The sequence below is a fragment of the Limnohabitans sp. 2KL-17 genome, from assembly GCF_003063415.1.
In the GTDB taxonomy this organism is placed as follows: domain Bacteria; phylum Pseudomonadota; class Gammaproteobacteria; order Burkholderiales; family Burkholderiaceae_C; genus Limnohabitans_A.
In genome coordinates this window covers 1-18,439 of the sequence record NZ_NESK01000003.1, presented here as the reverse complement: position 1 = coordinate 18,439, position 18,439 = coordinate 1, and the positions used below count along the sequence as shown (strand labels likewise).

The following is an 18,439-nucleotide window of genomic DNA, read 5'->3' as shown; positions in this document are numbered from 1 at the left end:
ATGACCTTAAAAAATGTAATGGTCAAGCAGCAAAGCGGCAAACAAGACGCTCAGGTGGATCAGCGAAAAGCGGAAGGTCTTGCGAGCCAGTTCATCCGAGTAACTGCGAAACAAAGCCACGGCATAACCGATAAAGCCGACGCTCAAAACGAGGGCGACGACCAAGTAAAGCCATGAGCTCATACCGTAAACGAACGGCATGAGGCAGGACGCCATCAAAACAATGGTGTACAGCAGGATTTGCAGCCGCGTGAATTCGTTGCCGTGCGTCACAGGCAGCATGGGCAGACCCGACTTGCGGTAATCCTCTACACGGTACAGCGCAAGCGCCCAGAAGTGAGGGGGCGTCCACAAGAAGATGATCAGGAACAAGATCAGCGCCTCGGGCCCGACTTGGCCCGTCATGGCAGCCCAGCCCAGCACCGGGGGCATGGCGCCGCTGGCCCCGCCAATGACGATGTTTTGAGGCGTGAGCGGTTTCAGGATCACGGTGTAAACGATGGCGTAGCCCACAAAGGTGGCAAATGTGAGCCACATGGTCAGCGGATTGACCATCACATAAAGCACCGCAGAGCCCAGGGCGCACAACACGCCTGAAAACAGCAGTGCCTGGCGGTCGCTCAACTCGCCCTTGGCAGTGGGGCGCCAGGCCGTGCGTTTCATCTTCGCATCGATGGTTTTTTCGACCAAGCAATTGAAGGCCGCAGCTGCACCCGCCACCAGCCAGATACCGATGCAGGCCCAAAGCCCTAGCTTTAATTCAACCATGCTCGGTGCTCCCGGCACGGCCAGCACCATGCCGATCAAGGCACAAAAGACGATCAGTTGCACCACGCGAGGCTTGGTCAGCGCGTAATACTGGCGCCAAGCGGAGTTTGGCAAATTGGCAGTGGCGGCGGTCATGCGGCAGGCCTTGGTGAGATGGGTGAACGTGAAAATGCTTCAGCCCGACTGATGCTGAGCGCCCAGGTCAGGGTGATCACCATGGCTGCAGCACCACCTGTGTGCAGCACCGCAGCCAACAAAGGCCAACCGAGCACGACATTGCTAAGGCCTGTGGCGAACTGCAAAGCCGACAGACCCAGCAACCATTGACCAGCAGATCGCAGACCTGGCTGCATGCGCAAACGCCAACCGCACCACACCAGCACAGCCAAAACCAGCAAAGCGGCTGAACGGTGCACGAAGTGGATGGACGACAAGGCTACAAAGGGCAAGAGCTGACCATCGGGTGTATACCCCAACTCACGCCACACACTGAAACCTTGCCAGCTCATCTCGGGCACCCATTGGCCATTGCAGGTCGGAAAGTCAGGACAGGCCAGCACAGCGTAGTTGGTGCTGACCCAACCGCCCAAGGCAATTTGAAACCACAACAAAGCAAAACCTGCCCACAGGCCTCTATACAAGGCCGCTGGCAAGGGTCTAGAGCCAGCGCCGTCATAACGCACAGCCTGCGCCATGAGCAGGGCCAGCAAGCCTATCCCAAACATCAGGTGCAAAGTGACGATGGCCGGGAACAGCTTCATGGTGACGGTAAGCGCACCAAAAGCGCCTTGCAGGCAGACCCACACCAGTGTGAACGTGGGCCACCAGGGGCTGACGCGGTGGCTTTCTCGTCGCAGCCACCAGGTCATGCTGGCGAGAGTCAGAATCAATACCCCCACCCCGGTGGCCAGGTAACGGTGAACCATCTCGATCCAGGCTTTGCCGTGTGTCACCGGGCCCGTGGGCATGGCGGTCTGCGCCGCAGAAATTTCGCTTTTTGCGCCGATGGGCGTCGCGCTGCCATAACAACCCGGCCAGTCAGGGCAGCCCAGCCCGGAGTCGGTCAACCGTGTGAATGCCCCAAAAAGCACCAAGTCAAATGTTAAAAACAAAGTGATCAAGGTGAGGGCTTTCAAACGCCCAGATGGTGTGGCGCTGCGCTGTTGCCACAGCCACCAGCCCAATGGCAAAGCGGCCACAGCCAAGCCAACGGCCATCAGCTGAAAAATGGGCGCCAGGTTGTAAAGGTCGACTTCGCTCATGATCAGCGCCCCGCCTCGTCCCATGACGATGAAGCCTTGAGCAAACGATCCAGATCGCGCTTGGCCTTTGAAGCACTGGACACATCCATGTTGGCCGGAAAACGCATCATGAAGTTGCCCATAGGGTCAATCACGTACAAGTGGTCCTGCAATTGCTGACCCTGTTCAGGGCTGATCCAGGCTTGCAAGGTGGTCAGGTCCATTCGCAAAACATGCGCTGTGTTCAAGGCAGGCAACAAGCTGGCATCAACCGGTACATCGTCGGTGACCAACCAAACACGGTCAAGGCGGTCTTTTTCACGGCCCAGGATTTCACGAAGCTGGCGCTGGAAATACAGGTTTTGCTGGCAACGCTCGGCGCATGCGCCCGAGGCCACACTGACCAGCAACCATTGCCCCTTCAGGCTCTCCACGGCCACCACTTCGCCTTGCAGGTTTTTAACCGAGGCTTGAGGCATGTCTTTTTGCGGATCGATCAACTCGCCGTAATTGCGGCGTCCCTCCGGGCGCAAGACGTAATACGTGAAATAAGAGGCAATCACCGGCGAGGCGCATATCAGCAGCATGGCCAGCATTTTCCAGCGGCCCATGCGGGATCTTTGTGCATCGGCCTGCACAACATCACCAGGGCGGGGCATGTCGTGCACCGTCATGGCAAAGGGACTGTCAGACAGTTCGTTTTTTTCGGCGGGGTTGGACAATTTGGAACCAGACATAAAGTAAAGCGATCAGGCCACTGAGGCCAAACCATTGAAAAGCGTAGCCATAGTGCTTATCCACACCACTGGTCACCACAGGCCATTCGCGCAGCAAACCTTCAGAGGCTACGCCTGACTGCAGCAACGAGACTTCAAGCAAATCCAGACCGGTTTCATTTCGGAATAACAACAAGTCCAGATTTTGCCGTATCGGGCCTTGCTCAGCCCCGCCAAAGTCGTAGAGCCTTGATGGCCATGGGGCCAAATGACCCTGCAGATCGACCCAGCCTTCAGGCGTCTGAATGCCGGGTATGGCCGCGCGGTCTGTAAAAGACCGCTGAGCCCAGCCACGCTGCACCAACAAAACCGTGCCCGAGCCCTGAATTTGAAAGGGTGTCAGCACAAAAAAGCCGGGCTTGGCATTCATTTGCCGGTTTTCCAAGTACACCGTGTGCTGGGGTAACCAGCGGCCTACCAGTGTGACGCGACGGTAGATCAGTCCGGCGCGTTGCTGCTCAGAATCAATGGCGCCGCCCAGCGAGCGGCCATCGAGCGCCGGCATGTCCGCTTGCTTCATTTTGTTGGTTTGCAAGTCGGTTTTTTGAGCCGCCCGGTCCAGTTGCCACAGCCCCAAAGAGCCCGTAAGGCCAACAGCCAGCAAGGCGACAAGTAGCATCAGCCATCTTTGCCACACCGGGGTTTTCTCAGTCATTGGATAATGTACTCATGAAAATTTTGGTTGCCATCGCGTTTGTTGCCATATTGGTGAGTCTGGTCTCAGCCCTGATCTACATGATGCGGGGCGGCACGCCACCTGCGGAAGGCCAAGCGCCCAAAACAGGCAGCATGGTCAAGGCTTTGGCTTTCCGGGTCGGCTTTTCCATTGTCCTGTTCATTTGCGTGCTGATTTCCTGGAAGATGGGCTGGATTCAACCGACCGGAATCCCTACGGGTTCCTGAGGATTTTCTGGTGGCGCCAAGGCCATAAGCCGGTCCCATTTTTATCCCATTGGGTAAATCCAGCAGCATGTGTGCACTTAACAAAAAAGCGCCCAAAGGCGCTTTTTAGTGCGGACAGAAAAGCTTTACATCCAGTACACAAGGATGTACAAGCCCAGCCACACCACATCCACAAAGTGCCAGTACCAAGCCGCACCTTCAAAACCAAAATGACGGTCTTTGGTGAAATGGCCCTTTTGCAAACGCAAGGTAATGAACAGCAACATTAACATGCCCACCAGGACGTGGAAACCGTGAAAACCGGTCAGCAAATAAAACGTTGAACCATACATGCCAGAAGACATCTTCAGGTTCAAATCATTCCAGGCATGGACATACTCATAACCCTGGACAAACAAGAAAGTGACCCCCAGCAGCACTGTCATCCACATGAATTTGATGGTCTTGCTGCGGTCACCGCTTTGCAATGCATGGTGGGCAATGGTCAAGGTCACCCCCGATGTCAAGAGCAGCGCTGTGTTGATGGTGGGCAACCAGAAAGGGCCCATGGTCTGGAAGGGCTCGACTATTCCCGCTGGCGATGTGGTGGCTCCAGCCACCAGACTGGGCCATGCAGCTTTGAAGTCGGGCCACAGCAAGGCATTTTCAAGGCTGCCCAGTTCAGGCACTGAATGCGAACGGGCCCACCACAACGCGGTAAAAAAAGCACCGAAGAACATCACCTCGGAAAAAATAAACCATGTCATGCTCCAGCGGAAGGACAGGTCGATCTTTCGACCGTACAGGCCACCCTCACTTTCGTTGATGGCTTGTTTGAACCATTGGTACAAAACGGTCAACCACCACATCATTCCGAAGTAAAGCATGTACATGCCCCATTCGACACCATTGATCCATTGTCCTGCGCCCACAATGACGAAAAACAAACCGATGGCTGCCATGACAGGATGGCGCGAAGCGTCTGGGACGAAGTAATAAGGCGTGGTGCCGTGTGTTGCTGAACTCATGGAAACTCCTGCTCTCTCTGCTTGCGAAATCTAATCTTGCTGGTTAAAGGCCAATTGGCTGAACGACCACCCAATTGACTAGGGCGATCAGCCCCAGAACAAACAAAAGCACTGCGCCAATGGCCACAGCGATGATGTGGAAAGGGTTGAGCTTTTCAATGTCTTGCTGGGACTCTGAATTCTTACGAAGACCCACAAAGGACCAAAGCACTGCCTGAATGGTGCGCAACCAGGATGTCTTGTGCATGGTCTGGAGCTCGGGGGTGCTCATGAACCCAGGCCTGTCTTTACCACCATGGGCTGCACAGCAGCGGCCAAGGGCGTTGTCGGTGCGGTGGGTGTCTTACCGCCCACTTCAAAAAAAGTGTAGGACAAGGTGATGGTGGTAACGTCTTTGGACAACTTGGGGTCAATCACAAAAGCTACGGGCCAGGACTTCTTTTCACCGGGCTCTAATGTGTACTGGTTAAAGCAAAAACATTCGAGCTTGTTGAAATGGTTGGCAGCCTGCTTGGGTGCGTAGCTGGGAATGGCCTGAGCCGCCATGCGACGGTTTTGCACATTTTGGAACTCGTACATCACGGTGCTGAGCTCACCCGGGTGAACCTGCATCGATCGCTTTTCAGGCTTGAACTCCCAAGGTCCTCGCACGTTGGCATCAAACTCGACAGTGATGGTGCGGGTGGTGTCAACTTGGCTGTTCCGCAGCACTTCGGCCGCCTTACCCGACTTGGCATTGCCAGGAATCTGGGTTTCGGAAATCGACAAGATGTTGATGCCTGTGATCTCGCAAATGGCTTTGTAGATGGGAACCAGCGCGTAACCAAAGCAGAACATGCCTAAAGTCACAACTGCGAGCTTGCCCACCATCTTCAAGTTTTCACCGCGCAAGTTCATTGAGGGTCTTTCAGCGGTTTAACAACAGCAACTTGGCTACAAAACCAACCAACATTGCCAGTGCCACCGAGGCCAGAATCAGGCCAAGGCGAACATTGTTTTTTCTTTGCTCAGGGGTCATGGGCATGCTGTTCAACCAATCACGCGGGTCGCAGTGGCGTCCAGCTTGGGTGGGTTTTCAAAGGTATGAAATGGCGCTGGGGAAGGGACTTCCCACTCGAGACCTTCGGCAGCTTCCCAAGGCTTTTGAGGCGCTTTTTCACCCTTGCCCATCATGGTGGGCAAGACCACGAACAGGAAGAAATAAACCTGCGCAAAACCGAAGAAAAAGGCGCCCACAGAAGCCAACATGTTGAAGTCTGTGAATTGCATCGGGTAGTCAGCATACCGGCGTGGCATGCCGGCAAGTCCCAGGAAGTGCATCGGAAAGAATGTGACGTTGAAAGAAATCAGCGTCCACCAAAAATGGACCTTGCCCCGAGTTTCGTTGTACATCACGCCCGTCCACTTGGGCACCCAGTAGTAAAAGCCAGCGAACAAAGCGAACAGCGAACCTGCCACCAGCACGTAGTGGAAATGGGCGACCACGTAATAGGTGTCTTGCAATTGGGTGTCGATCGGGGCCATGGCCAAAATCAGACCTGTAAAACCACCCATGGTGAACACAAAGATAAAACCCACAGCAAAAAGCATGGGAGTTTCAAAGGTCATGGAGCCGCGCCACATGGTTGCGATCCAGTTGAAGATCTTCACGGCAGTTGGCACAGCGATCAGCATCGTGGCGTACATGAAGAACAACTGACCAGTCACAGGCATGCCCGTCGTGAACATGTGGTGCGCCCACACGATGAACGAAAGGATGGCAATCGACGAAGTGGCATAAACCATGGAGGCATAGCCGAAAAGCTTTTTGCGTGCAAACGCTGGCACGATCTGGCTGATGATGCCGAAGGCCGGCAAGATCATGATGTACACCTCGGGGTGCCCAAAGAACCAGAAAATGTGCTGGTACATGACCGGGTCACCACCGCCAGCGGGGTTGAAGAAGCTGGTGCCGAAGTGACGGTCAGTCAGGGTCATGGTGATCGCACCGGCCAATACAGGCATCACAGCAATCAACAGGTAAGCGGTGATGAGCCATGTCCAAGCGAACATGGGCATCTTCATCAAGGTCATGCCAGGAGCACGCATGTTCAAAATGGTCACGATTATGTTGATCGAACCCATGATCGATGAAGCACCCAGAATATGCAGCGCAAAAATACCAGCGTCCATCGAAGGACCCATTTGCAATGTCAGGGGGGCATAAAGCGTCCAGCCGGCAGCAGGTGCGCCACCTGGCATGAAAAAGGAACTGACGAGGGTCAGCGCTGCAGGAATCATCAGCCAAAAGCTGAAGTTGTTCATGCGGGCAAAGGCCATGTCGGAAGCGCCAACCTGCAGCGGCAACATCCAGTTAGCGAAACCCACAAAGGCGGGCATGATCGCGCCGAACACCATGATGATGCCGTGCATGGTGGTGAACTGATTGAACAACTCAGGGTTGACAATTTGCAAGCCCGGCTGGAACAACTCGGCACGAATGCCCAGAGCCAGCACGCCCCCAATCATGAGCATGGCAAAGCTGAACAGGAGATACAAGGTGCCAATGTCCTTGTGGTTCGTGGCATACACCCAACGACGCCAGCCTGTAGGCGCGTGACCGTGGTCGTCATGGGCATGATCGTGATGGTCTAGAACGGCACTCATCTTGATTTCCTTTGATTTGTATGCGGTACGGCTTATTTGCGAGCGGCCAGGATGTCAGCCGGTTGCACGATTTGCCCGGTCTTGTTGGACCAGTTGTTTTTGGTGTAAGTGATCACAGCAGCGATTTCAGTATCGGACAACTGTTTCCATGCGGGCATGGCACCATTGTTTTGTCCGTTGAGCATCACCGAAATTTGCCTGGATTTATCCGCATCCAGCACCACCGACGAACCATCCACTGCCTTGATGGACCCAGCGCCCTTGCCGCTGGCTTGGTGACAAGCTGCACAGTTAGCGGCATAAACCTTCTCGCCACGCTTGGACAGGTCATCAAGAGCCCACACCTTGGCAGGATCATCGGCCTTGGCTGCTTGTTTTTTCTTTTCGGCATCGACCCAAGCAGAATAGTCTGCAGTGGACAACACCTTGACATGGATGGGCATGTAGGCGTGCTCTTTACCGCACAACTCTTGACATTGACCGTAAAAATCGCCAGTTTTCTCAGCGCGGAACCAGGTGTCACGAACAAAGCCTGGAATGGCATCTTGCTTGATGCCAAAGGCAGGCACTGCGAAAGCATGAATCACATCGTTTGCAGTGGTGATCACACGAACTTTTTGGCCTACGGGCACTACCAGCGGGTAGTCCACTTTGAGCAGGTAGTTGTCGCCTTGTGGCTTGCCTGCATTCGACATGGCGCGCTGGGAGGAGTCGAGTGTGGAGATGTAGCTCAAGCCTTCGCCTTCACCCTTGATGTAGTCGTAACCCCATTTCCACTGGTAACCAGTGGCCTTGACGGTCAGGTCAGCGTTGGTGGTGTCTTTTTGCGCCACCAGCACCTTGGTAGCGGGCAGAGCCATCAGGATCACAATGATGAATGGCACTGCTGTCCAGATCACTTCTACCGTGATGGATTCGGTGAATGTCGCTGGCTTGTGGCCCACCGACTTGCGGTGCTTCCAAATGGAATAAAACATCACCGCGAAAACGGCAACAAATATCACCGTGCACAGGATCAACATAAACCAGTGCAGCCAATGCTGTTCTTCAGCGATTTTGGTCACTGGCGGTGCAAAATTGAGCTGGTTGACGGCAGGGCCGCCTGGCAAATCGTTGACGGCATAGGCCGCAGTGGCCAGCCATGCGCCTGCAAAGATGCCCGCGCGGGACAGCAGCGAAGCCAATTGATTGGAAATATTCTTCATGGTTCTCACTAACTTCCAAGACTCTGTTGAACTCACACCCATGACGACCCAGGCCAAGGCCTGTATGTCACCGGACATCACGCAGAGCGCAATGCCCTTCTTATTTCTCGCGCCAAGGCTTGGCGCAACTCTGGGCGCACAAAGCGCCCCACCTCAATCGAACGGCCCTGTCCGGACAATTCGATCAGGCTGTGGTCACCCGACTTTGGTTCGACCCTGACCCATTGCCGCGCAAACTCTGCCCGCTCGCAGCGCCCGGCAGACTCACACTCCACCACCAGGCGGGTGCCCTGCAACGAGATCCACTCGCCATCGGTCGCGTGCCACGCATAGGCCAAAAACGCCAAACCAACCACCGCTATTTCCAGACCGGCGAACGCCAACACCAAAGTTGCCCCCTGTAACCAGAAGAATAACCCGATGCCCAATGACAAGCCGCACATGGACAGGTAAAGCCACCCCAGTTGGGCTGGTGTTACAGAACAATTGCGCCTGAGACGCCATTGAATGGCAGGCCCAGACTCCTGTGCAAACTGGTAAGTTGGATTTGACACGCGTCAGCTTTCAATAAACTAACATGCTACGAGGCAAGTATTGTGGCTAAAACCGACCGGATTTTACCCGAGTTGAGAGGGGGTTTTGATTCAACTCAAACTTTGTCGGATATCCCGGCTTTGCCGCGAAGCATCTGGCGCATCTGATCCAAGCCAATTTCCGTTCGGGCACTGACTGTGGCGCGTGGCTGAGGTTTCATGGCGTGGCCATAGACAATTTCAAAAGTCAGTGTCAACCGCCCACCCTCCTCTGGCCGGGCCAAAGCCATTAGCACGCTGTCAAGTTGCTCACGCCAACGCCGTCCTCGCAAACCCGCAAACCGCTGAACATGAAGGTTCCTGCCCCATGCGCGCAACTCGGCAAGTAAGCGCTCCGGTGTTTCATAGGTCAAAGTGATGCGCTCCATGTCCATGACGGGCTCGGCAAACCCCGCTTCAACGAGCATGTCGCCCCAATCGTGCATGTCGGTGAATTCGTGCGCAGGTGCGGGCCAGCCTTGATGGTCGTAGACATCCCGCAATTCCCGCAAGGTGTCAGGCCCCAAGCAGGAAAACATCAAAAAACCATCCGCAGCCAGGGCGCGGTGCCAGATTTTCAGCAAGTTTTGAGGCTGGACGGCGGTGTGCAAAACCATATTGGCCCAAAGCATCTGGGCTTGCCCCTCTGGTGGAATGCCCACCTGAATTCGGGGCCCCAGCCATCGCGCCACTTGCCACCACGGCCCTTGAACGGCGGATCGGGCCGCCAAAGCCTGGGCAGTTTGTTCGCTGCTCAGCCAAGCCTCGGCTTGCGGGTAGCGCTTTTGCAAAGCCTTTTGCGCCAGCAAGCCCCCGCGCAAAGGCTCCCAATGAACCCACCGTGCTGGCTTCAGCTTGATGAAGTCAAGCCGGTCCTGCATGCGAGAAGCCACCTCCTCGTGCAGCCAGGGCGAAGCCTGGCCCACGGCATGCCCGGCCCAGCGGGCAGCGGCAACAGGGTCAAGTGATGGGGGGCGTTCGGGTCCAGACATGGCCAGGTCAAAAGAAAATGTGAAGCTGCAACGGACGAACAGCACGTTCGGCGCTTGTGGTGAGGGTGTGGCGGCAGTATATTGATTTCATGTGGCCCAAATGGTTCAGGGGGATAGTTTCCACGCTCACGGTGCACCGACCCGACCGCGCTTGGGGTTGGCTGCCCAGCCGTTGCGCGGTCTGCCAAAGCTGGCCGCAATCGCCCCTGTGCGATGCCTGCATCAGCCGCTTTGCCCAGCCACAACACCGCTGCATGGGCTGCGCCCTGCCCTTGCCCCACCCAGCCAAGCACTGCGGCACTTGCCTGAAAACGCCACCACCACTTGACCTGTGCCTGACCGCTACAGCCTATGCCTGGCCCTGGGTCGACCTGATCGCCCGCTACAAATTTCACCAACAAGCCGGTTGGGCCGGGCCTTTGGCCACCCTGATGATGAGCACACCTTGGGCAGAAGACACCCTGGACGCGGCCGATTGGGTCCTGCCCATCCCACTTTCTGCGCAACGGCTTGCTGAACGGGGTTACAACCAGTCGTGGCTGCTGGCACGCCAACTCAGTCCACGGAAAGCCGATGCCCATTTGCTGCTGCGCACCCGAGATACACCCTCACAGCGCAGTTTGCCCCGGCTAGAGCGGCTGGCCAATCTGGTGGACGCTTTTGCAGTCGAGCCATTGCGGGCCAAGGAGCTTCGAGGTCAAAGGGTGGTGCTGATCGACGATGTGATGACCAGCGGCGCCTCGCTGCACATGGCGGCCCGGGTGCTGCGCCAGGCCGGTGTCGCGAACGTTAGCGCCTTGGTGCTGGCGCGCACCGAAACGGGCAGCGATGCCTGAGGATTGGCCTTAGCCTTTGCCCGTTGGGGCGGTGCACCCAAGGCACAATACCAGCCATGTTCCATATCGTCCTCGTTGAGCCCGAAATCCCGCCGAACACCGGCAACGTCATCCGTCTGGCTGCCAACACCGGCTGCAAGCTCCACCTGATCGAGCCCTTGGGGTTTTCGATGGATGACAAACACATGCGCCGGGCGGGCCTCGATTACCACGAGTACGCCCAATTGCGACGCCATGCCGATTGGGCCACTTTCATGACCAACGAACAACCTGCTTTGGACCGCATGTTTGCCTTGACAACCCGTGGCAGCCGCGCCGCGCACGGCGTGGCTTTCAAGCCGGGCGACTGGCTTGTTTTTGGCTCGGAAACAAAAGGTTTATCCACCGAACTGCGTGAACAGTTTGCCCTTGCACAGCGCATTCGGCTGCCCATGCGCGAAGGTCAGCGCAGCCTTAACCTGTCAAACGCGGTGGCGGTCACGGTCTTCGAAGCGTGGCGCCAGCAAAATTTTGGCGGGGCCAGCCCTGACCCCATCCTGCCCGCTCAGGCGTAAATACGCACCAAAGACTCGGCTGCGCACACCGGTTTTTCGCTGCCCTCCCGCTCCACGGTCACGTTCCACTGCAACTGCAATCCGTTGCCCTCGATCGGCGTGGCCGAATGCAAATGCAGATGGGCCCGCAAACGGCTGCCCACGGGCACAGGCGCCATGAAACGCACTTTGTTCAGACCGTAATTCACCCCCATCTGCTTGGCATTGACCGCAATGGTTTTGTCGAAAAACTGCGACAATAATGACAGAGTCAAAAAACCATGCGCAATCGGCGCGCCGAATGGCCCCTGCTTCGCGCGTTCTACGTCCACGTGGATCCACTGGTGATCTCCAGTGGCTTGCGCAAACTGGTTGATCTGCTGCTGGGTGATCTCCACCCACTCGGTAGCGGCCACATGCTGGCCAACGCAAGCGGCCAGATCGGCCAGGGTTTCAAATGTTTTCATACGCTTGACTGTATGCAGCTTGCAAGCCACAGGGTGTCGGTGACGTGACAGGTAGAAGGGCCAGGTCAGGGCTTTTTGACTGTCTCGTCAGTGCGCACTTTCAGAAGTTCGGCACGCAAGTGGGCCAGTTCTTCGCGGAAATGTTCAGCGTCACCATAATCGGAAAAGCCGTGGTAATAAGGGTGTGCCTGCAACACGCGGCGCGCATGCTTGATGGGGCACCAGTATTGCTCGGTCAAGCCCACCACCTCGCGGGCATAGGCTATCAAGCCGTTGGCATATGAGCAATAAGCACAGTTGATCTTTTCGAGCCAATTCAAATACGCCAAGTGTGTGCGGTCAAACACAAAATAGTCAGACCGCTTGACCCGGGGGATACCGCACAACGGAAAACACACCCACTGGTACAGGGTGACCAAACCATCGAGCAGCAGCATGGGCAATAGAACCGGGTAAATGAAGGGCACGCACAACACATGCCGCCACTCGGCTGTAAGCACATACCCCAGCAAGCCTGCCTTGAAGCGTTTCTGTTGCGCCAGCACTTCTTTTTCAAAGCGCACCTTGTGCTCGTCAAAATCGACCTGCCACTGCTGACGGCGAATTTTGGCCTCTTGCTCGATGGAAGCCTCCAACTGCTGGATGCGGTCAAGAAATTCCTGAATCTGCGGGTTCATGCTGACTCCTTGGACGGAAATGGACATACGAGGTGACAAGCCCATTGGGCCGCTTGACTTGTGTCAAAGCCCCCAAGCGCCAAGCCTCGCACACTGGGCCATGGCACCTGACCACCTTAACACCGCACAAGGCCTGACAACAACCCAGGCGTCAAGACGCCTCAAACAGGATGGACCCAACGAAATTGAACAAGGCATGCGCCGCTCCGTTTGGCGCCGCCTGGTCGACATGCTGCGTCAGCCCATGTTTGCACTGCTGGTCTTGGCAGCCTTGCTTTATGTGCTGCTGGGTGACCTGACCGAAGGCCTGACGCTGGCAGTGTTTGTGCTGGCCGTTCTGGTGCTCAGCTTTTACCAGGAAGGCCAGTCCGAAGCCGCCATCGAGGCCCTGCGCCAACTCACTCAACCGCTGGCCCGGGTGCTGCGCGATGGTCAGACGCTTCAGATACCAGCACGCGAAGTCGTCGTGGGAGACTGGCTGCTGCTGTCAGAGGGTGACCGGGTGGCTGCAGATGGTTGGCTGCTGGCAGCCAACAACCTGCAAATTGACGAGTCACTGCTGACGGGTGAGTCGGTCCCCACTGACAAGAGCCCGCTTGAAAGACCTTCGGTCAGTTCATCGCCCGACAAGCCGGAACAGCTTACGCCTGCCTCATGCGTGCATGGCGGCACGTTCGTGGTTCGCGGCAGCGGGCAAGCACAAGTCACCGCCACGGGCATGCGCAGCCAGATCGGCCAGATTGGCTTGGCACTGGCACAAGTGCAACAAGCCGAGACCCCTTTGCAACAACAAACTGCCCGGCTCGTCAAAGTGCTCGCCAGCTTGGTGGGAGTGCTTTGCGCCGTCATGATCATGACACTCGGCCTGCGCACCGGGGAATGGCTGCCCGCAGTGCTGGCGAGCATCGCCCTGGCCATGTCCATCCTGCCGGAAGAATATTCGGTAGTGCTCACCCTGTTTCCAGCCATGGGTGCGCGCCGCCTGGCGCGTGAAGGCGTGCTTACCCGCCACATCAACGCGATCGAAACACTGGGGGCCACCAGCGTGCTGTGCACCGACAAGACCGGCACGCTGACACAAAACCGCATGACCGTGACCGCACTCTCGGTGCCCAATTCGCGCAACCCGACAGATTCCAGCGAGGTGTTGCGCTGGAACACATCATTGGCAACCGCATCGAACCCGATTTCTGTGGATTTCCATTCCTTGATCGAGCACGCCATTCTGGCCAGTGCCCCTAGCCCTTTTGACCCCATGGAAACCGCCTTTCATACCCTGGGTAAAAGCCAGCTGAGTGATACCGACCGTCAATTCGGCGCAGGGCAACTGGTTCAAAGCTATGCCCTCAGTCCCAGCCTCAAAGCCATGTCACACGTCTGGCAGTTTGAGCAGGAAGAAGACCTCGTCGTCTCAGCCAAAGGCGCGCCCGAGGCCATCATGGACTTGTGCCACCTGACCAGTGCCGAGCGCGCAAACTGGCTGGAGCGCGTAGCGCACATGGCCGCACAGGGGCTGCGCGTGCTGGCCGTGGCACGCAGCCGCTTTGTCGGTGTCAACTACCCGGAAAGCCCACACGACTTTGTCTTTGAGTGGCTGGGTCTGATTGGCTTGACCGACCCCCTGCGCCCTGAAATTCCACAAGCCGTCGCCGACTGCCAATCGGCAGGCATACAGGTCATCCTGATCACGGGTGACTACCCGGTCACCGCCTGCGAAATTGCGCGACAAGCCGGTCTTCCCGAAGGGAGCACTTTGACGGGAGCAGAACTGGACGGCCTCGAGGATGTCGAGCTGCGCGCCAGGCTGGACCATGTCACGGTGTGCGCGCGCATCTCACCGCACCAAAAGTTGCGCATCGTACAAGCGCTGCAGGCAAATGGCGAGGTGGTGGCCATGACGGGCGATGGTGTGAACGACGCCCCCGCCCTGAAAGCAGCACATGTGGGCATTGCCATGGGTGCGCGCGGCACCGATGTGGCGCGCGAATCCGCCGATCTTGTGCTTGTGGATGACAACTTCGCGTCCATCGTTCGGGGCATACGTTTGGGCAGACGCATTTTCGGTAACCTGCAAAAGTCAATGCAGTACATCTTTGCCATCCACATTCCCATTGCAGGCATCGCACTGGTCCCCATGGTCATGGGTTGGCCCGCTGTCATGCTGCCACTGCATGTCGCCTTGCTGGAACTGGTGATTGACCCGGCCTGCTCTCTGGCATTTGAAAGCGAGCCGGAAGACAGCGATGTGATGCAACGCCCACCACGCGACACCCATGCGCCCTTGTTCGGCGCGCAAGCCATTGGTTTGGCCATGGGTCAGGGCTTGTGCGTTCTAGCCAGCGTGGCGCTGACCTATTTCCTTGCGCAGACTTGGTCAGGCACTTGGGCACCATGGCTTTCAGACCTGGGTGCAGAGAACATGCGCATGGCTATTTTGAGTGAAGCGCAAATTCGCGCCATGGTCTTCATCACCTTGATCACGGGCAATGCCGCTCTGATTTTGTCCAACCGGGCAGGTGGTGGCAAATTTTGGCGCAGCTTGCGCACGCCCAACTTCATGGCCTATGGAGTCATCGGGATGGCATTGGCATTTTTGATGCTCGCCATCCATTGGCCCTGGCTGGCCGTGCCCCTGAAGTTTGAGCCATTGCCCCTTTGGCCCATGCTCGTCGCAGCGGCATCCGGCTTGCTCAGTGGTGTGAGCGTGGCGGTGTTGCACTGGACAGCAGCCGCATGGACGCTGCAGCCACAGCCACTGCGGTGATGGCGACAAATCAGGCGGGACATTGTGTCCGCTATGCAACAGGCCAGGTCAAGACCACGCGCAAGCCCCCCAACTCAGCGCTGCGCTCAAGCTGTACTTGGAAGCGATAACGCTCTGCCAGGCGACGCACAATCGACCAGCCCAGCCCACTGCCATCCGCACCGCTGCCAGGCACGCGGAAAAATCGATCCCCCAACCGTGCCAGGTCCGCCGGGTTCAAACCCGGGCCACTGTCCTCCACCACCAGACGCGGCAGTGGCGACGGCTCCCATTGCACACGGATGCAGGCCCCCACGGGGCTGTAGCGCTGGGCGTTGTCCACCAGATTACCGACCAAAACTCCCACCAAACCTGGCGGCATGGGCACCCACAAAGCATCCGGCGCGTCCAGACTCAGCGCTTGCCGCTTGGCCACAGCTTGTGGGCCGAGGTCAGCCAAGCTCATCCGGGTTTCTGCGACAACTTCGCAAGTTTGAGTCTGCGACGAAGTCTCATCGGCATCCAGTCTGGCCAGCTGCAACAACTGCGCCACCAGACGGGTGGCTCGGTCGCAGCCTTGCAACACAGCATCCAGAGCGGTATCACGTTCACTCTCCAGCCCTGTGCCTCGTGCCACTTGTGCCTGCATGCGTATCGCTGCGATGGGTGTTCGCAATTCATGGGCTGCATCAGCTGTGAATCGGCGTTCACCGTCCATTTGCTGGGCAATCTTCTCAAACAACCGATTCAGTGCCTTCACCAAGGGTTGCACCTCCACCGGAACGGCCTCACTCAAAGCTTGTCGGTCGTCGGCTCGCCGCTTTGACACCGCCTGACTCAACTGCCGCAAAGGTGCGAGTGACTGAAAAACAATGGCCCAAATCAACAAGGCCAATGCCGGCAACGCCAAGATCATGGGCACGATTGCTGAATGCAATCCCGCGGTCAAGATGTCGTTGCGTGCCGATTGCAATTCGGTCACCACCACCCAGACATCGTCTTCGCGGCCAGACGTTGCAAAAACTCGCCATGCTTTTTGAGCTTGCCATTGGTCAGAAATACCCCTTTGACCCCAAGGCGCCAGGGGTACCAATGGGGCCTCGGCTGAACGGGCGATCAATTCCTGGTCGTGCCAGATTTGAAAAGCCACCCGGGGCTGGTACTTGTGCAAAACATCTGCAGTGGTGAAGTCGTCATCGTGCTCGTCGCTTGTTTGCACTGCCAGCACAGCAGCGGTTTGGGCCAAATGGGCGTCCAGCAACTCATTGAGCTCGTGTTCGGTATTGAGCCATGTCATCACCAACACCACCCCCCAGACCAAGCCTGTGGCCATCAACAAGCTCAGCATCAGGCGCCATTGCAAAGAGGCGTGTCGCCAAGCTCTCATGCTGCACCTTTTTTTTGCCTGTAGCTTCTGCCCTGATCTGTTGGGGCAACATGTAGCCCACACCCCGCAAGGTTTCGATCACATCCGGGCGAAGTTTTTTGCGCAAGTTGTAAATGTGAACCTCTACTGTGTTGCTGCTCACCTCAGTGCCCCATTGGTACAAATGCTGCTCAATCTGGGTTCTCGTCAAGACCCTGCCTGTATGCAGCATGAAAATTTGCAGAATTTCGTATTCACGCAGTGACAACTCAACAATGCGTTCGTCCAACCAGACCTCCCGGGATGCCGGGACCATTCGCAAGGCACCCGCTTCCAGAATGGGTTCAGCCACACCATGGGCCCTGCGCACCAAGGCGCGCAAACGGGCGGCCAACTCCATCAAATCAACAGGCTTGACCAATTAATCATCAGCACCCGCATCCAGTCCGGCAATGCGGTCCGGTACGCCATCTCGAGCGGTCAGGATCAACACCGGTGTCGTGATTTTCTGGCGCCTCACAGCCGCCAGGCATTGCATGCCGTCCTGGCGAGGCAAGCCCAAATCCAGCACCGAAGCCTGATACGCGCCTGTCAACAACTCGCGTTGGGCTGCCACACCATCGCGCACCCAATCCACCTGGAAGCCTTGCTGTTGCAAACCGGCTTTCAGGCCGGCCCCAAGCAATTCATCGTCCTCAGCCAGCAATATTCGCATCGGTCAAACCTGTACCTGTTGCCTCAAGATCAATCGTCGTCATCGTTGTGAGATTGTGCCCTGCCAGGTGCAGGGTGAAGCCAGCTAGCGCCACCCTCGGCCGGAACCTGCGGCGACGCCTGCCATTGCCAAAACCAGAAAGACAAGACCGCAGCCAGCAACAATGCTGCCAAAGTCCAGTGGTTGGAATGAATCAAATCAGGGCCAATGCCTTCCACACGCCCTGTGAGCATGGGGGTGGCCAGATTACGGCGACGCAGCAAACTCAAGACGACCACACCCAAAACATGTGCCAACACAGCCATCAGCATGAAGTTACCAAAGAACTCGTGCACATCTTCCATCCATTCACCCGTCCACTCTTGGTAGGTCACGTAACCCGACAACACCACTGGGGCGATGGCCAACAACACGGCCACGACGGAGACGGCCATGTACAAATTTTGCATCTGCCGCCAAGATGCCCGGCCTGTGCGCAAGCCACGCCACCAGTCGCCCAGTCCACGCAACTTGCCCCACAGGGCTGACAAGCGCGCATGGCGTGGCCCCAGCAAACCCCACACAAGGCGCGCCACCAACAAGCCGCCCAGCGTGTACCCCAAACTCACATGCACCAGCCTGAATATTTCACTTTCGGCCGTGATGTAAGCCCCGACAAAACTCAAAGCCATCAAAGCGTGCAAAGTCCGCGTTAAGGCTACGCTGAATAAGTCCACCGCATTGGGTGCTGTTTCGTTATAGGTCGATGAAACAACAGACCCTTGCCCTAGCGGCCGATGCAGGAGCCGGATTCGAACAATACCGTCGCGCAACCAGGCGCGACGTGTTCCTCTCCACAATGAATGAGATCGTTCCGTGGCATGCGCTATGCGAAGTGATCGAGCCGCATTACCCCAAGCCGGGCAATGGTCGCCCGCCGGTGGGACTTGAGCGTATGTTGCGCATGTACTTTGTGCAGCACTGGTTCAACTTGGCCGACGAGGCTTGCGAGG

At 57.0% G+C, this 18,439-nt stretch carries 21 protein-coding genes and 1 pseudogene; 5 read left to right on the top strand and 17 right to left on the bottom strand.

Features of this window, described 5'->3' with window-relative positions; translation table 11 throughout:
• Positions 1-6: 6 nt before the first annotated feature.
• The 4 genes from cyoE to B9Z45_RS01830 are packed head-to-tail and all read right to left on the bottom strand — an operon-like array spanning position 7 to position 3,440.
• Complete coding sequence (gene cyoE, locus B9Z45_RS01845) at positions 7-903, bottom strand: heme o synthase (protein ID WP_108405541.1); 897 nt, start codon at positions 901-903, stop codon at positions 7-9.
• Positions 900-2,030, bottom strand: a complete 1,131-nt coding sequence (locus B9Z45_RS01840) for a heme A synthase (protein WP_108405658.1) — start codon at positions 2,028-2,030, stop codon at positions 900-902. The genes cyoE and B9Z45_RS01840 overlap by 4 nt, the downstream gene beginning before the upstream one ends.
• 2 nt (positions 2,031-2,032) lie before the next feature.
• A complete protein-coding gene (locus B9Z45_RS01835) occupies positions 2,033-2,746 on the bottom strand; it encodes a hypothetical protein (RefSeq protein ID WP_108405540.1) in 714 nt (237 codons plus the stop codon).
• A complete protein-coding gene (locus tag B9Z45_RS01830; RefSeq protein WP_108405539.1) occupies positions 2,697-3,440 on the bottom strand; it encodes an SURF1 family protein in 744 nt (247 codons plus the stop codon). Before B9Z45_RS01830 ends, B9Z45_RS01835 begins: the two co-directional genes overlap by 50 nt.
• A gap of 14 nt (positions 3,441-3,454) precedes the next feature.
• On the opposite strand from B9Z45_RS01830, the gene B9Z45_RS01825 reads away from it, so the two are divergent.
• Positions 3,455-3,688 carry a twin transmembrane helix small protein gene (locus B9Z45_RS01825; RefSeq protein WP_199221817.1) on the top strand — a complete coding sequence of 78 codons (234 nt, stop codon included), beginning with the start codon at positions 3,455-3,457 and terminating at the stop codon, positions 3,686-3,688.
• Positions 3,689-3,813: 125 nt separating this feature from the next.
• Here the strand turns inward: B9Z45_RS01825 and B9Z45_RS01820 are convergent, their stop codons facing one another.
• The 8 genes from B9Z45_RS01820 to B9Z45_RS01790 all read right to left on the bottom strand — a co-directional run bounded on the left by B9Z45_RS01820 (position 3,814) and on the right by B9Z45_RS01790 (position 10,110).
• Positions 3,814-4,695, bottom strand: coding sequence for a cytochrome c oxidase subunit 3 (locus B9Z45_RS01820; protein ID WP_108405537.1), 882 nt, complete (start codon positions 4,693-4,695; stop codon positions 3,814-3,816).
• Between the two features lie 43 nt (positions 4,696-4,738).
• Positions 4,739-4,966, bottom strand: coding sequence for a DUF2970 domain-containing protein (locus B9Z45_RS01815; protein WP_108405536.1), 228 nt, complete (start codon positions 4,964-4,966; stop codon positions 4,739-4,741).
• Positions 4,963-5,592 (bottom strand): cytochrome c oxidase assembly protein, encoded by a 630-nt coding sequence (locus tag B9Z45_RS01810; protein WP_108405535.1) that lies wholly within the window; start codon positions 5,590-5,592, stop codon positions 4,963-4,965. Before B9Z45_RS01810 ends, B9Z45_RS01815 begins: the two co-directional genes overlap by 4 nt.
• A 10-nt stretch (positions 5,593-5,602) precedes the next feature.
• Positions 5,603-5,713 carry a cytochrome oxidase small assembly protein gene (locus B9Z45_RS17310; RefSeq protein ID WP_233252039.1) on the bottom strand — a complete coding sequence of 37 codons (111 nt, stop codon included), beginning with the start codon at positions 5,711-5,713 and terminating at the stop codon, positions 5,603-5,605.
• 11 nt (positions 5,714-5,724) lie between these two features.
• Entirely contained in the window at positions 5,725-7,341 is a 1,617-nt protein-coding gene (gene ctaD / locus B9Z45_RS01805) for a cytochrome c oxidase subunit I (RefSeq protein WP_108405534.1), read from the bottom strand.
• Between the two features lie 32 nt (positions 7,342-7,373).
• Positions 7,374-8,546 carry a cytochrome c oxidase subunit II gene (gene coxB / locus B9Z45_RS01800; RefSeq protein ID WP_108405533.1) on the bottom strand — a complete coding sequence of 391 codons (1,173 nt, stop codon included), beginning with the start codon at positions 8,544-8,546 and terminating at the stop codon, positions 7,374-7,376.
• Between the two features lie 77 nt (positions 8,547-8,623).
• Positions 8,624-9,100, bottom strand: coding sequence for a DUF2244 domain-containing protein (locus B9Z45_RS01795; protein ID WP_108405532.1), 477 nt, complete (start codon positions 9,098-9,100; stop codon positions 8,624-8,626).
• Between the two features lie 95 nt (positions 9,101-9,195).
• Positions 9,196-10,110, bottom strand: a complete 915-nt coding sequence (locus B9Z45_RS01790) for a biotin synthase (protein ID WP_108405657.1) — start codon at positions 10,108-10,110, stop codon at positions 9,196-9,198.
• Positions 10,111-10,199: 89 nt separating this feature from the next.
• Between B9Z45_RS01790 and B9Z45_RS01785 the strand changes: the two genes are divergently transcribed.
• A complete protein-coding gene (locus B9Z45_RS01785; RefSeq protein ID WP_108405531.1) occupies positions 10,200-10,946 on the top strand; it encodes a ComF family protein in 747 nt (248 codons plus the stop codon).
• 56 nt (positions 10,947-11,002) lie between these two features.
• On the top strand, positions 11,003-11,500 hold the full coding sequence (gene trmL / locus B9Z45_RS01780) for a tRNA (uridine(34)/cytosine(34)/5-carboxymethylaminomethyluridine(34)-2'-O)-methyltransferase TrmL (RefSeq protein ID WP_108405530.1): 498 nt from the start codon (positions 11,003-11,005) through the stop codon (positions 11,498-11,500).
• Here trmL and B9Z45_RS01775 read toward each other — a convergent pair.
• Both B9Z45_RS01775 and B9Z45_RS01770 read right to left on the bottom strand, forming a co-directional pair.
• The gene (locus tag B9Z45_RS01775; RefSeq protein ID WP_108405529.1) at positions 11,491-11,946 is read right to left on the bottom strand and encodes a MaoC family dehydratase; all 456 of its coding nucleotides are present in this window, start codon (positions 11,944-11,946) and stop codon (positions 11,491-11,493) included. The genes trmL and B9Z45_RS01775 overlap by 10 nt on opposite strands.
• 65 nt (positions 11,947-12,011) lie before the next feature.
• A complete protein-coding gene (locus B9Z45_RS01770; protein ID WP_108405528.1) occupies positions 12,012-12,623 on the bottom strand; it encodes a hypothetical protein in 612 nt (203 codons plus the stop codon).
• A gap of 100 nt (positions 12,624-12,723) precedes the next feature.
• Between B9Z45_RS01770 and B9Z45_RS01765 the strand changes: the two genes are divergently transcribed.
• On the top strand, positions 12,724-15,387 hold the full coding sequence (locus tag B9Z45_RS01765) for a cation-translocating P-type ATPase (protein WP_108405656.1): 2,664 nt from the start codon (positions 12,724-12,726) through the stop codon (positions 15,385-15,387).
• A 31-nt stretch (positions 15,388-15,418) separates the two neighbouring features.
• Here B9Z45_RS01765 and B9Z45_RS01760 read toward each other — a convergent pair whose 3' ends face one another.
• From B9Z45_RS01760 to B9Z45_RS01750, 3 genes and pseudogenes are all read right to left on the bottom strand, one after another.
• Positions 15,419-16,753, bottom strand: coding sequence for a histidine kinase dimerization/phospho-acceptor domain-containing protein (locus B9Z45_RS01760; protein ID WP_108405527.1), 1,335 nt, complete (start codon positions 16,751-16,753; stop codon positions 15,419-15,421).
• A gap of 46 nt (positions 16,754-16,799) precedes the next feature.
• Positions 16,800-17,447: pseudogene (locus B9Z45_RS01755) on the bottom strand (response regulator); the annotation flags it as partial.
• 29 nt (positions 17,448-17,476) lie between these two features.
• Positions 17,477-18,163 (bottom strand): cytochrome b/b6 domain-containing protein, encoded by a 687-nt coding sequence (locus B9Z45_RS01750; RefSeq protein WP_255561975.1) that lies wholly within the window; start codon positions 18,161-18,163, stop codon positions 17,477-17,479.
• 29 nt (positions 18,164-18,192) lie between these two features.
• Between B9Z45_RS01750 and B9Z45_RS01745 the strand changes: the two genes are divergently transcribed.
• On the top strand, positions 18,193-18,439 hold a 247-nt coding region (locus B9Z45_RS01745; protein ID WP_146180858.1), incomplete at its 3' end, for a transposase.